The organism is Chloroflexus sp. (genome assembly GCF_034434295.1).
Classification (GTDB): domain Bacteria; phylum Chloroflexota; class Chloroflexia; order Chloroflexales; family Chloroflexaceae; genus Chloroflexus.
Genome location: NZ_DAOTZQ010000086.1, coordinates 21,797 through 34,935 on the forward strand (window position 1 = coordinate 21,797; position 13,139 = coordinate 34,935).

Annotated in this window: 12 protein-coding genes; 5 read left to right on the forward strand and 7 right to left on the reverse strand. The window is 57.8% G+C overall.

Annotated features, from left to right (window positions below; translation table 11 throughout):
* Positions 1–47: 47 nt before the first annotated feature.
* The 5 genes from VAE57_RS12295 to VAE57_RS12315 form a co-directional block, all read right to left on the reverse strand.
* A complete protein-coding gene (locus VAE57_RS12295) occupies positions 48–1,091 on the reverse strand; it encodes an ATP-binding protein (protein ID WP_322822168.1) in 1,044 nt (347 codons plus the stop codon).
* Positions 1,092–1,176: 85 nt separating this feature from the next.
* On the reverse strand, positions 1,177–1,461 hold the full coding sequence (locus VAE57_RS12300) for a DUF503 domain-containing protein (RefSeq protein ID WP_322822169.1): 285 nt from the start codon (positions 1,459–1,461) through the stop codon (positions 1,177–1,179).
* A 15-nt stretch (positions 1,462–1,476) separates the two neighbouring features.
* Entirely contained in the window at positions 1,477–2,145 is a 669-nt protein-coding gene (locus VAE57_RS12305) for an LON peptidase substrate-binding domain-containing protein (RefSeq protein WP_322822170.1), read from the reverse strand.
* A 6-nt stretch (positions 2,146–2,151) separates the two neighbouring features.
* On the reverse strand, positions 2,152–3,348 hold the full coding sequence (gene argJ, locus VAE57_RS12310; RefSeq protein ID WP_322822171.1) for a bifunctional glutamate N-acetyltransferase/amino-acid acetyltransferase ArgJ: 1,197 nt from the start codon (positions 3,346–3,348) through the stop codon (positions 2,152–2,154).
* A gap of 34 nt (positions 3,349–3,382) precedes the next feature.
* The gene (locus VAE57_RS12315) at positions 3,383–4,585 is read right to left on the reverse strand and encodes a class I SAM-dependent rRNA methyltransferase (RefSeq protein WP_322822172.1); all 1,203 of its coding nucleotides are present in this window, start codon (positions 4,583–4,585) and stop codon (positions 3,383–3,385) included.
* 274 nt (positions 4,586–4,859) lie between these two features.
* Here VAE57_RS12315 and VAE57_RS12320 point away from each other — a divergent pair, with 274 nt between their 5' ends.
* The 5 genes from VAE57_RS12320 to VAE57_RS12340 all read left to right on the forward strand — a co-directional run bounded on the left by VAE57_RS12320 (position 4,860) and on the right by VAE57_RS12340 (position 8,991).
* Complete coding sequence (locus tag VAE57_RS12320; RefSeq protein ID WP_322822173.1) at positions 4,860–5,840, forward strand: aldo/keto reductase; 981 nt, start codon at positions 4,860–4,862, stop codon at positions 5,838–5,840.
* An 18-nt stretch (positions 5,841–5,858) separates the two neighbouring features.
* Positions 5,859–6,836: a threonine/serine dehydratase gene (locus tag VAE57_RS12325; RefSeq protein ID WP_322822174.1), complete on the forward strand. Its 978-nt coding sequence runs from the start codon at positions 5,859–5,861 to the stop codon at positions 6,834–6,836.
* 348 nt (positions 6,837–7,184) lie between these two features.
* The gene (locus tag VAE57_RS12330) at positions 7,185–7,448 is read left to right on the forward strand and encodes a hypothetical protein (RefSeq protein WP_322822175.1); all 264 of its coding nucleotides are present in this window, start codon (positions 7,185–7,187) and stop codon (positions 7,446–7,448) included.
* Positions 7,438–8,412, forward strand: coding sequence for a ribosome small subunit-dependent GTPase A (gene rsgA, locus VAE57_RS12335; RefSeq protein WP_322822176.1), 975 nt, complete (start codon positions 7,438–7,440; stop codon positions 8,410–8,412). The genes VAE57_RS12330 and rsgA overlap by 11 nt, the downstream gene beginning before the upstream one ends.
* A 21-nt stretch (positions 8,413–8,433) precedes the next feature.
* Positions 8,434–8,991, forward strand: coding sequence for a GNAT family protein (locus VAE57_RS12340; protein WP_322822177.1), 558 nt, complete (start codon positions 8,434–8,436; stop codon positions 8,989–8,991).
* Here the strand turns inward: VAE57_RS12340 and VAE57_RS12345 are convergent.
* Together VAE57_RS12345 and VAE57_RS12350 are read right to left on the reverse strand one after the other, a co-directional pair.
* Positions 8,969–10,246: a glycosyltransferase family 4 protein gene (locus tag VAE57_RS12345; protein ID WP_322822178.1), complete on the reverse strand. Its 1,278-nt coding sequence runs from the start codon at positions 10,244–10,246 to the stop codon at positions 8,969–8,971. The two genes, VAE57_RS12340 and VAE57_RS12345, sit on opposite strands and share 23 nt — an antisense overlap.
* Before the next feature lie 807 nt (positions 10,247–11,053).
* Entirely contained in the window at positions 11,054–13,135 is a 2,082-nt protein-coding gene (locus tag VAE57_RS12350) for a thioredoxin domain-containing protein (protein WP_416208451.1), read from the reverse strand.
* Positions 13,136–13,139 lie beyond the last annotated feature (4 nt).

A 13,139-nucleotide genomic window follows, 5' to 3' on the forward strand; every position in this document is an offset into this window, starting at 1 on the left:
TCGCTTCTATGCTTATCCTCATTTTGGTTGTCAGACAAACATCTGGATCAGGTATCACCTTCCTCAATCTGCCGCACTGTACTGCGCCGGCTACGCCGCCGTCCGGTTTCGGCGAGCGGGAACAGGGCGTCTAATGCAGCATTGATGGCCGTTTGTTCAGCCTGGATACCGGCAGTATGCCGATCAAACCAGTCGCTGTGCCGCCATGTTAGTGCCAGCGGTGCAATCCGCCGAATGTCTTCAGTGTTGACGACATTGCGAAAATCGGCGGCGGCCCGTGCTCGTGCACCTTCGAGGAGCGCAATCTCGGCCCGATGGGAAGGGATGCGCAACTGTTGTACCAGGGCCAGTGCCTGCTCTTCCAGTTCAGGCGGGATCGTGACATGGGGAAGTATCTCACGAGCGATCATAATCTCTTCGGCCAGCGCAGCCGTTTGAGCCGCGTATGCCTGCCGGAATCCTGCCGGATCGTTGCGAAAATCACGTGCCCGCCGGTAAATTTCAAGCCGAGCACGCTGATCGTTTACCGGAGCTACCCATACTCGCAAGCCAAAACGGTCGAGGATTTGGGGCCGCAGTGCGCCCTCTTCTGGATTCATCGAGCCGATTAACACAAACTGGCTGGGGAAGAGACGCACCATAGCACCACGCCGCACGAATGTCCGTCCCTGCGCCGCAGCGTCGAGGATGGCATCGACGACGGCCTGGTCGAGTAGATTGATCTCATCGACGTACAAGACGTTGCCGTGGGCACGGGCCAGAATCCCTTCTTCCAGCCGGACAATTCGTTGTTCGAGGGCCACCCGCTCGTTAATCCCACCCACCACGTCGTCGAGGCGGGCATTGAGCGGGAGTTCAATCAGCCGCATCCGCTCAACTATCGTCTTCCCATCGGCATCCGGGTGTTCGCGCGTAACGAATGGCATCAGGTCGATCAGGGCACGAACTGCCGTTGTTTTGCCAACGCCGTAGGGGCCACTGAGCAGGATGCCACCTACCTGTGGATTGATGAGGCCAAGGATTAATGCCGTTTTCAACTCGGTCTGACCGACCATCGCCAGCAGTGGGAATGGATGAATATCGTCGGTCATAGCTCAGAGCCTCGTATGCGTCCACAGCGTGCGTCTGATAGCCGTGAATTGTGCTGAAAATGACCTAACCAGCCCGCTTGCCCCATCATAGCATCTCGATCTCGTAGGTCAGCAAAGGACAATCGGGGCGCTGCCGCTCGATGAAATGGACGACCGATTCGAGCTGCCGTTGTGCGTGCACACGGTCGGTGGCAACCACGGCCACGCCGAGCCGTGCACTTTGCCAGCGGTCTTGATCATCAATTTCAGCTATCGAAACGTTAAACTCGTTGCGAATCCGGGCAATAAGTGAGCGCAAAACCTGGCGCTTCTCTTTCAGCGATTGTGCAGTAGCAATGTGGAGATGGATTGTGCAAGAACCGATGATCATGACTTTGTTGATGAATCAGTTCAAACTGTTCCAACCACCCAACAGGCTCGACGGATCAAGCCCCTGCGGGCCGTGCGGCAAGATCGCCATCTCCGTCCGCAGGGCCATAGTCAAGCTGCGTAAACGGTCGGTGACCTCGGTTTCCAGCCAGCGTTGTTTCTGGGCCATATCGATCTGCAACCGGTCAGCTAGAATGTACCCCAGCTTGATCGGGTCGAGCGGCAACGACTCGACCTCGATCTCGGTTCCGGTAATGGTAGCAATGCGCTCCCAGTACCGCTGATAGGTATTGCGCAGTTCAGTTGCCGCAGCGATACTCTCGTTATCGATCATTTCGGGAAGCAACTGCACTTTTGCTACCAGATACGGTGATTGGTCGATGATCTGGAGGATGCGAAAGCGCTGCTGACCCATCACGTGCAACAGGTAACGGCCATCTTCCAGCTTGAGATACTCCTGAATGACCGCAACGGTGCCAACATCGTATGGCTCCGGGGCAACATCAACCACACGCCCTTCAATGACCTCGTGTCCCCGGCGGAGCAAGACGATCCCAAACCGTTGTTCCCCGGCCAGACAGCGCCCAATCATCAGGCGATAACGTTGCTCGAAGATGTGCAGACTCATTGTGCCGCCGGGGAAGAGGAGCGAACCGAGTGGAAATAATGGCAGAAGATGTTCCATACTGATTTACCCATCTGTCCAGGTGCAGGTCCAGACGGTTGTTTCAGCCGGGCCAAGGTTGAGATCGATCAGCAGTTCTATTTCCGGGCCTGACATCGTCTGCACCAACATCGTCGGGTCGAAAGGAACAGGTGCCCCGCGGAGCATGACCGGCACCGTTCCAATCCGTAAGTCGAGGAGATCGGGGCGCAATTCAACGTTGCTGGCCCCAATTGCCGCCAGGAGTGCTCCCCAATCGGATGAATGACGCCGACAAGCCGCACGTACCGATCCAGAGCGGGCAACGGTGTGGGCAATTGCGCTGGCGGTGGCTTCATCGGCTGCCCCTTGCACCACTACCTTTATTACTTTACCAGAACCGGCGGCATCGCGCACGATTTGCCCGGCCAGATCTGCACACAAAAAATCGAGTGCTTCTTGAAACACCCCAAACTCCCAGGTGCTGGAGTCGGTAATGGGTGGATGATCGATGGCACCGTTGGCCAGCATGATAACACTATCGTTCGGGCTGCAATCGCCATCAATATTGAGCCGGTTGAATGAGCGCTCGACGCTCTGGTGCAGTGCCCGTTGCAAGAGAGGTTGACTGATCGCCAGATCGGTAGTAATCAACGCCAGCACGGTAGCTAGGCGCGGATGGATCATGCGGGTGCCCTTCGCCATGCCGGCCAGGGTGAAGCGAGGGCCATTGCGCAAGGTGACGCGCAGTACCCGCTCTTTGGGTCGGGTGTCGGTGGTTAAGATTGCCAGGGCTGCGCGACGACCACCATTGCTGTCAAGTTCGCTCACTGCCCGCCTGATCCCGTTGCGCATCCGTTGCATCGGGAGCGGCACCCCGATCAACCCGGTTGACATCAATAATACTGAATCGCGCGGTATCTCCAGTTCATCAGCGGTGATCTTGGCGCATTCGATAGCATCATTCAACCCGCTCTGGCCGGTACCGGCATTAGCTTGCCCGGCATTAATCAACACGGCGCGAATGGCATCGTGATTGCGCAATAAAATTGCCTGACTGAGAAAGACTGGTGCAGCTTTGAAGACACTGGTGGTAAACAATGCTGCTGCCCGGCACGGGTACTGCGAGTAGACGAGTGCCAGATCGCGAGCTTTACTGCCTTCTTTTAGCCCGGCGGAAACACCGGTGGCGCGAAAGCCGGTCGGGCTGGCGATGTGACCATCTTCAAAGATCGTGAAGTTCATACCTGCTCTGCAACTACATACGAGTGTCTATAGTTTACCACACCCGGCAGATCAATCCTTTGAGATATTCCGCTTCAGGAAAACTCAGCAATACCGGATGATCGGGCGCTTGCGTCAGTCGCTCCAGAATTTGCACATCGCGACCGGCATCAACCGCCGCCCCGAAGATGATTTTTTGAAACAGATCGGCTGAAACTAGCCCCGAACAACTAAAGGTAGCCAGAATGCCACCGCGTCGGATCAGGTGGAGTGCCTGCAAATTAATATCTTTGTAGCCGCGTGTCGCCCGCTGTAAATGCGCCTGTTGATGAACAAATTTCGGTGGGTCGAGAATAACGACATCAAATTGACGCTGCTCGCTGCGATACCGGCGTAACACCTGAAACACATCACCCTCGACAAAGGTCGCTGGTGTTGACAGGTTGTTGAGCCGAAGATTATCAGCCGCCAACGCCAGCGTTTCAGCACTGGCATCAACCAGTGTCAACTGGCGAGCACCGGCCAGCGCAGCGGCCAGGGCGAAGCCGCCGGCATAGGAGAAACAATCGAGGGTGTCAGCGTCCGCACAATACGCCCCCACCCGCAGGTGATTGATCGCCTGATCGAGGTAAATACCGGTCTTCTGGCCGGTTTGCAGGTCGGCGAACATGCGCCGTTCGGTAACCGGTTGATCGAGCGCAGTGATGAGCGTGACCGGCAATCGCGGCGGGGTTTCGCCCCAGCGTAAGCCAACCGCCGGTGGTAGACCTTCCTTTTCACGTACCTCAGCATCGCTCCGCTCGTAGATACCGCGTGGTGCCAGCAGATCGACTAACGCTGCAATTACCTGATCGGCGCGCACCGCCATCGCTTGTGTGAGCAGTTGGATCACCAGATAGCAGCCGTAGCGGTCAACAATCAGGCCGGGCAGCCCATCCGACTCGCTGAACACGAGCCGGCAGGCAATCGCCGGGTTCTGAAGCCAGTATTCGCGTCCGGCTACCGCCCGGGCAATGGTCTCGCGGAGCCAGGTTTCATCGAGAGACTGGGTTGCATCCCAGCTCGCCAGCCGCACCCGCAGTTGCGACGTATTGCTCCAGAACCCACGAGCCAGCCAGCTCCCATCTTTTGCGCATACATCAACAACATCGCCGGGCGCGGGATTACCACGTACTTCGGCGATAGCACCGGAAAAGACCCATGGATGTCGCTGTATAATCGGTCGTTCGCGACCGGGAAGAATGATAACAGTTGTCATAATAGATTAAATCTATCACGCGCTTGCAGTGCGGTCAAGCAGGCGATACCGTGTCTATGCGATCTGTGAACAAATTTACACCGAGAGACCCTGTTGGATCATTCCCCTTAGACTCCCAGCGATGCAAGTATTGTGTCGATAGGGTACGGTAGCCGTGCTTCCCCATTCACATACCGCGCCGGGTGCATGTGTGGTGTAACAGACATGCTCTGGACCGTTGCCCATCTCCGCTATAATACTACCGTTACCCGATGTTTGAAAAAGAGGAGCTGGTATGCAGTACACCCGTTTTGGCTCAACCGGCATGCACGTCTCGCGTATCTGTTTGGGTTGTATGAGCTACGGCTCGCCCCAGTGGCGCGAATGGGTACTCGATGAAGACGCCAGCCGTCCGTTTATCTTTCGCGCACTAGAGCTGGGTATTAATTTCTTCGACACCGCCGATATGTATTCACTGGGGGTAAGCGAAGAGATTCTGGGGCGGGCAATCCGTGATTCGGGGGTACGCCGTGAAGAGCTGGTCATCGCGACCAAAGTCTATCAGCCGATGAGCGACCGCCCGAACGACCGTGGTCTGTCGCGGAAGCATATTATGCAAGCTATCGATGCCTCGTTGCGCCGACTGGGGATGGATTATGTCGATCTGTACCAGATTCATCGCTGGGACTACGAGACCCCCATCGAAGAAACGCTTGAGGCGTTGAATGATGTGGTGCGGGCCGGCAAGGCGCTCTATATCGGTGCTTCCAGCATGTTCGCCTGGCAACTGGCGAAGGCGCTGGGGATTCAGGAACGGCGCGGTTGGGCGCGTTTTGTGTCGATGCAAAACCACCTTAATCTTGTCTACCGCGAGGAAGAGCGTGAGATGCTCCCGCTGTGTCGCGATGCCGGGCTGGCGGTTATTCCGTGGAGTCCGCTGGCGCGAGGTTTTCTGGCCGGTAATCGTCCCCAGGGCACCGGCGCGGCGACCGTGCGTGGTCGTTCAGATACCATCTCGCACGCAATGTATGATGCCAGCGACTACGTCATCGTCGAGCGGGTTAGCGAACTGGCCAGCGAACGCGGGGTGAGCAATGCGCAAATCGCGTTGGCCTGGCTTCTCCACAAGCCCGAAGTCACGGCGCCGATTATCGGTGCCACCAAGATGTATCAGCTTGAAGAAGCCGTTGCTGCCCTCGATGTGAACTTGTCGCCTGAAGAGATTCAGCGTTTAGAGGAACCCTACCGCCCGAAACCGATCCGCGGTCATGCGTAGCCGCTAGGGAATGAAGCGATGTCCACTGAGCAAACCATTACCCCTGCCGACATCCTGGCTGCTCGCCGTCGCATCAGCAGTATCGTTCAACCAACCCCGCTTGAGGTGAGTCGCCCCTTGAGCGCCCTGACCGGTGCCGAGGTCTGGTTGAAGCTGGAACTGGCACAGGTGACCGGCAGTTTTAAGCTGCGTGGTGCAGCCAATGCTCTGCGCCAGTTACCACCTGCCACGCACGTCGTGGCCTGCTCGGCGGGCAATCACGCGCTCGGTGTTGCCCATACCGCCGCGCTAACCGGTACGCCGGCCACCCTGGTGGTGCCGACCACCGCCTCACCGGCAAAGGTCGCCGCATTGCGACGCTATCCGGTTGAGGTGATATTGCACGGTGCCGGCTACGACGAGGCTGAAACCGAAGTACTCCGGCTGGCAGCCCACTACGGCTGGCATTTTGTGTCACCCTACAACGACCCGGCAGTGATTGCCGGGCAGGGAACGCTGGCAATTGAGGTCTGGGAGGCATTGCCCGACGTCGATGTGGTGGTAGTCGCGGTCGGTGGCGGTGGGTTAGCCAGCGGCGTTGGTATCTGGGCCAGAGCAATGAACCCGCACGTCCGCATTATTGGCGTACAGGCAGCCGCTTCCGCGGCTATGGCGGCGGCGTTACGGGCCGGGCGAGTCATTCCGGTACCTGATGAACCAACGCTGGCCGACGGTCTGGCCGGAGGTATCGCCAGCGATACCATCACGCTCCCGATCCTGCAACAGGTTTTAGACGAGATGATCCTGGTCGAGGAGACTGCCATTGCTCGCGCTATGCGCTGGTTAATCGACGAACACCATCTGATTGTAGAAGGGAGTGCTGCGGTGACGGTGGCAGCCCTGCTCGAAAGTCAGATCACCCATCTTGCTGGCAAACGGATCGTGGTCTTGCTCTGCGGGCGTAATGTTGCCATTTCCACCTTGCAACACATTCTCGCAGTTCCGTACAAAGACTGAGTATCATCCCATTGACAGCAATCCGTTGACGTGCTATGCTTCACGGGCAAGCGGTTCGTATTCGTTCAGAGGAGGACGTTCATGATACTCATCACCAACCAGGACATAATGATTGCCACCGTTGTGGTGATGACGAACGACTCCGCTGATGTGAGAGGAGCTTCGCACAGCGCAGGCTGACCAGGGATAACCTGTCGTACTGATGGGCTGTGGGAAGCTAAAGGTACCCACGGCCCGTTTTTATGGGGCTGTGGCGTTGCCGACGCATCACAGCCCTTTGTATTTCCTCCACGTCACGGTTCGTTCGTCGCAGCGGTTTACGGCATGACACCAGAAAGGAAGATTGCTATGTCGGCATATGACGCCATTGCTAGCATCGCCGAACCCCGGATAAAACCAGACGTGGAGGAGACTATCGTGATTATTCTTGAACGAGATGGCTCGTTATCATATTATCCACCGCAATCGCAGCGGAAACGTCGTGCGCAGACGACGCTAACGGCAGCAACACCGGACAATGTACCATCGGTGACGTTGATTGAGCGGATCATGCGTATAGCTTTTGACATAGCAGGTGTTCATCGGCTGGAGGTGCGCATCGATGAGTCGTAATATTGCACCCGCTGTCATTCATACATCCACTACCACGGAGAAAACGCTCCGACTGATTGGCACCGTTTTGCGTGCCCAGAGTGGCTTCTTCTGGGTGCAGACTGAACAGGGTGTCCTCGAATGCCGGTTGCGCGGGCGTTTGAAGAAAGAGCGGCAGCCCACCGATCTGGTGGTGATCGGCGATCAGGTTGAGGTCATGCCGGTTGGCAATGGTCAGGGGGCGATTGAGGCAGTCTTGCCCCGTCGCAGCCGGCTAGCCCGACGGGCCGCCGGGCCACGCGGTGCTTACAAAGAGGACGTGATCGTTGCGAATGTCGATCAGGTATTGCTGGTCTTTTCCTGCATCAAACCTGAGTTCACGCCGCGCATGCTTGACCGCTATCTGGTGATATGCGAACACAGTGAATTGCCGGTTGTGATTGTCGCTACGAAAATCGATCTGCTGGAGCGCAGTACGGCTGAGGCGATGTTTAGTCCGTATGCCCGGATTGGCTATCCTGTCTTTTACACCAGCATTGTGAGTGGCGAGGGCATTGCCGAACTTCGCAGCCAACTGGCCGGACGTATCAGTGTGGTCACCGGCAAATCGGGTGTTGGCAAGAGCAGCCTGCTCAACGCCATTCAACCCGGTCTTAACCTGCGCACAGGCGAGGTCAGCGAGCGACTGACCAAGGGCCGCCATACAACAACCGTTGCCGAGTTGATCCCGCTCAATATGCCGGGCGGCGGCTATGTGGCCGATACACCGGGTATTCGGGAGATTGGGCTGTGGAATGTGCCAGAACGTGATCTGGCCTGGTGCTTCCGTGAATTTCGCCCATTTCTCGACGACTGCTACTTTGCCGGATGCACCCATCTTCACGAACCGCATTGTGCTGTCCGTGCCGCAGCGGAGCGGGGTGACATCGCGGCAGACCGGTACGATAGTTACGCCCGGCTAATGAAGAGTGAAGACGACGAATAGCAGCCTGCCCAGGAGGAAACTATGATCACGTCATTGCGCCCCCGTCCAAAGGTGATGACCGGCGAGAAGGTCTTTTTGAGCCACGTCTTTGCTGAAGATGCTCCGCTTTTAGCGCAATGGTTTGCCGATCTGGAATTCACCACTCTCCTGGGGCAGCAGGGGCGTAGTTTTACCCTGGAGCAAGAACAGCAGTGGATTACTGAGAGCACGACGGCAAAGGACAGTGAACGTTCGTTTGCGATAGTGCTGTGTGCCAATGAGCAATTGATAGGTACGTGCAATCTGCGAAGCATCGATTTATTGCACGGCACCGCCGAGCTGGGTATTGCTATTGGCGACAAAACGGTCTGGGGGCAGGGGTACGGTCGTGAAGCTGTCCGCCTACTCGTCGCGTATGGGTTTCGCTACCTCAACCTGTACAGTATCAGGTTATGGGTGCATGGCTTCAACGAACGTGCCCGTCGCGCTTATCTGGCAGCCGGCTTTCGCGAAGCAGGCCGGCTGCGAGGGGCAACACTGTTCGACGGGCAGCGTTACGACCGTATTCTCATGGAAATCACCCGTGACGATGTTCACTGAAGTGATGCATGTAGAGCGGGCGAATCCGCTGATAGACGGCATCCCAGGTCAATTCGCGCCAGACCCGCGCTTGTCCGGCAGCACCGAGAGCGCGGGCAAGTGCTCTATCACGCAGTAAGCGGTCGATAGCCGCTGCGATACCCGGTACATCGCCAAACCGCACCAGCAAGCCATCAACACCATGTCGCACAACCGCAGGGACGCCCCCGGCACGGGCACCAATCACCGGAACCCCGTTACACCACGCTTCGAGATACGTGATCCCGAAGCTGTCAGTGCGTGACGGTTGCACGTAGAGATCGGCTGCCGCCAGTGCATCGCGGCGCGTCGTATCATCAACATAACCGAGCACACGCACGTGCGCCTGTTCATCCGGGCTGAGGGTAGCGACTGTCTCGGCAAAACCACCAAAGGCCGGTCCACACTGCACCCACACCGCATGACTGCCCTGTGCCCATAACTGACGCATCGCAGCCAGCGTATGCACGGTACCCTTATCGAAAGCGGCAACCCCCAGGCTCAAAACCAGCGGTCCATGGATGTGATGAATTGCGCGGAAGCGCTGACCATCACCTCCGGTCACTTCAGCCGGGTTCACCCCTGCCCCAACCGTCACGATCTGTTGTGCCGCTACTCCACGTCGTATCAGGTATGCTCGCTCCAGATCGGTCATCGTCGCTACCCAGGTTGCCTGCTGTAACAGATCAAGCTGATGTGGCATCGCATAGTAGCGTATCACCTGCTCACTTCCCGGTTCGCCCAAATGCACGAAGGGGGTACAAAGGTGGGGCAGACCACGGCGCCTTGCCCAGCGCACAACCGGGATGAGTGCAAAATCGAGGGTGATGTTGGTAGTATGCACCACCGCGACATCAGCGAGATAGGGGTCGGCCAGGAATGCCTCCAGATCGGGAAGCTGTGGGGTTACGGTAGCCAATCGACGGAGGATCGGGATGGCGGGACGGCCCAGCCGGCCCAATTCCACCATCAGGCGCCGGATGATGGGGTAGAGGATAGCTGGCGCAGGAAACCGCCGGATCGGCAGCCGCCGTATAACCACACCATCGTGCTCACCAACCGGTTCAGGAATTCGGCGTTTCCCGCTCATCCAAAGGTGTTCGAGATCGAAGGCGTCAGTTGCCAGCACCGTGACGCGATGACCTTCTGTGACCAGCCGCTTCCCGATTTCTTGAAAATAACGGGCCGCGCCGCTTGGCGCCGGCCAGTAGAGTTGAACAACGTGGAGAATGTGCATGCAGTATCAGCACCTTATTCTGATCACTACCGGTCTGTTGCAATCAGTGCTAGCAGCATCATAACAAATCTGCGGGGCGACGCAAGCAGGTACGGGATGGTGAGCAAGTGGAGTTATAAATAGGCACAGCTTGCAGTGCTCCTAACCCCCTGCTGAAACACCACCAGCGAGCCGCCGGTGGTGCTCATCCGTACTCAGGAGTAGTGGTCGGGAGATGGTTGGCTGGAAGTTATTTCATAAAAGCTGTGCTATCGCGCTCCCAAACTGTCGCACAAGCGCATGAACCTTGCCAATCACCAACGACAGCTATCGCTCCTGACCCATTGACAGAGCGCAGCTCCGGTCGTGCCTGCATACGCCGGATTGGTGGTCTTTCCCGCCTGTCATACCCGTGTCGCAGCGTTTGGAGTGCGGCAGCCATGCTGCCGCAGCAGCCGTGCTTACGATCAAGCGTGTGGTGCGCCGTTGACCCTGCTGGTCACGTGGATGCCGGGTGTGATCGTCACGATCATAGAGTCGGTCAGGAATAAATTGAGATATTTTGAAATAAGTTCTGGTGTGTCATGCCTGCGCTGTTTTCAAATCTTGAGCGATTCTGTGTATCGCGTCCTGGCGCCAGCGATGCGGCGATCTGTGATTGTCCATCGCAATGATTCCGTGAGGATTACCGGCATGATTCGTGTAGGGGCGGGTTCTGAACCCGCCCCTACATAACCCTACGAACAGTGCATGCGCCCGTTCACATTGCCACACAAGGTTTCCTATCCCCTCTTTCCTATCTCCTATCCCCTATCTCCTATCTCCCACTCACCCCAACTGCGCCTGAAGTGCCTCTGGCGTCGTAACCGGCATCTGACAGGCAAACTGCTCACAGAGATAAGCGGTCGGCTGACCATCAACCATCGGGCGGTCGTGCAGAAGTGGGCTGAGCGCGACGACCGGATCGTCGGGCATGGCTCGCGCAATAACCAGGCGGGGACGATACGCAGATCGCGCCACTGCCAGCATCACCTGCGTCACCGGATGATCAGGCGGGCCGATAATCGCCAGCTCGCGCAGCGGCCCGAGCGCCAGATCAGCCGCACACAGCATACGCCCAAATCCTAACGGAAATCGCTTGAGCAGCGGTGTTGTCTGTTGCAACGTCTGCATGGCCCGCGTTTCATAGCTCTCGCACCCGGTGATAGCGTAGAGCCGCAGCAGGGCAACCGTGGCCGCCGATGAACCGGACGGTGTTGCATTATCACTCAAATCACGTGGCCGGGTAACCAGGGTGGGTTGATCACGACCGGTATCGAAAAACATGCCGGCCTGATCATCCCAAAACAGTTCGATCATCGCATCGGCCAGATCGATGGCGGTAGCCAGATAGCGGGTGTTGCCACCGGCAGCGTGAAGTTCGATCAGGGCATCGCAGAGCAGGGCATAATCATCGAGAAACGCCGCCGGTCCTGGCCGCCCGTCCTTCCAGCTTCGCAGTAGCCGGCCATCATCACGGCGAAGGTTGGTCAGCAGGAAATCGGCACACTGTCGCGCTGCATCCAGATACGCCGGTACACGAGAACTTGCCACTGCCAGCGCACGGATCGCCATCGCATTCCATGCCGTAATCACCTTCTCATCACGGAACGGGCGGGGTCGTCGCTCGCGAAAGGTGCGCAGGATTGGGCGGGCACGGGCAACGGTCGCTTCAAGCCGCTCCACCGACACGCCCAGCATCGCTGCAACAGCGGCAGCCGGTCGTGGCACGTGCAGGATCGAACGCCCCTCAAAATTGCCCTGGCGCGTCACCCCGTAGTAGGCGCCAACCAGCACCGCATCATCGCCCAGCGCTGCTCGCAATTCATCGGGCGTCCAGACGTAGAACGCCCCCTCTTCGGCGTGGGATGCACCGGGTGTCGGCAAACTGTCGGCATCCTCACTGCTAAAGAACGCCCCATCAGGATGGCGCAGATCGCGTAGCATGTAGGTGAACGTCTCATCGGCAATACTGGCGAGGAAGGTATCACCAGTGACCTGGGCCGCCAGATGGTAGACCTCAGCCAGCAGGGCATTATCGTAGAGCATCTTCTCGAAATGGGGCACCAGCCAGCGCTCATCAACACTGTAGCGGTGGAAGCCTCCGCCGACCTGATCGTACATCCCGCCCCGCGCCATCTGCTCAAGTGTCTGCTGAAGCATCGGCAGCGCCTGAACATCACCGCGCAGATGGCTGCGCAACAGAAACTCCAGCACGACCGGCTGCGGAAACTTTGGCGCGTCGCCAAACCCGCCGTACTGCGGATCAAATTCACGCCCGATCTGGGCTGCTGCTGCCATCAGCAACTCTTCGTCGAGGGGAAAGGTTTCAGGCAATGGTCGGGTGAGCAACTTGATATGTTCGAGCAGCTCGTGTGCGGAAGCGGTTACATCCGCCCGCCGGTTTTTGTAAGCCTCGGCTACCGAGAGCAGCACCTGCCGCCAGCCGGGCATCCGGTAGCGAGCAGCTTTGGCATCGGGCGGAAAATAGGTGCCGGCGAAGAACGGTGTTCCATCGGGCAGACAAAACACATTGAGCGGCCAGCCACCTCGCCCGGTCAGCGCTTGCGCTGCCGCCATATAGATATTGTCGAGATCGGGACGCTCCTCGCGGTCAACTTTGATATTGATGAAATACTCATTCTGAACAGCCGCCACTTCCGGGTCGGCAAAACTCTCGTGGGCCATCACGTGGCACCAGTGACAGGCGGCATACCCGATGCTGATCAGAATGGGCTTATCTTCACGCCGGGCGCGTTCGAGAGCCTCTTCGCCCCACGGATACCAATCAACCGGATTATCGGCGTGCTGTTGGAGATACGGACTGGCTTCGTGGGCCAGCCGGTTCAATGGACGTGACCCGGCGTTCATGTGT

Bases quoted from the DNA above. Each gene is read 5' to 3' on its own strand.
- VAE57_RS12295 (WP_322822168.1), bottom strand. From the start codon at position 1,091: ATGACCGACGATATTCATCCATTCCCACTGCTGGCGATGGTCGGTCAG.
- VAE57_RS12300 (WP_322822169.1), bottom strand. From the start codon at position 1,461: ATGATCATCGGTTCTTGCACAATCCATCTCCACATTGCTACTGCACAA.
- VAE57_RS12305 (WP_322822170.1), bottom strand. From the start codon at position 2,145: ATGGAACATCTTCTGCCATTATTTCCACTCGGTTCGCTCCTCTTCCCC.
- argJ (WP_322822171.1), bottom strand. From the start codon at position 3,348: ATGAACTTCACGATCTTTGAAGATGGTCACATCGCCAGCCCGACCGGC.
- VAE57_RS12315 (WP_322822172.1), bottom strand. From the start codon at position 4,585: ATGACAACTGTTATCATTCTTCCCGGTCGCGAACGACCGATTATACAG.
- VAE57_RS12320 (WP_322822173.1), top strand. From the start codon at position 4,860: ATGCAGTACACCCGTTTTGGCTCAACCGGCATGCACGTCTCGCGTATC.
- VAE57_RS12325 (WP_322822174.1), top strand. From the start codon at position 5,859: ATGTCCACTGAGCAAACCATTACCCCTGCCGACATCCTGGCTGCTCGC.
- VAE57_RS12330 (WP_322822175.1), top strand. From the start codon at position 7,185: ATGTCGGCATATGACGCCATTGCTAGCATCGCCGAACCCCGGATAAAA.
- rsgA (WP_322822176.1), top strand. From the start codon at position 7,438: ATGAGTCGTAATATTGCACCCGCTGTCATTCATACATCCACTACCACG.
- VAE57_RS12340 (WP_322822177.1), top strand. From the start codon at position 8,434: ATGATCACGTCATTGCGCCCCCGTCCAAAGGTGATGACCGGCGAGAAG.
- VAE57_RS12345 (WP_322822178.1), bottom strand. From the start codon at position 10,246: ATGCACATTCTCCACGTTGTTCAACTCTACTGGCCGGCGCCAAGCGGC.
- VAE57_RS12350 (WP_416208451.1), bottom strand. From the start codon at position 13,135: ATGAACGCCGGGTCACGTCCATTGAACCGGCTGGCCCACGAAGCCAGT.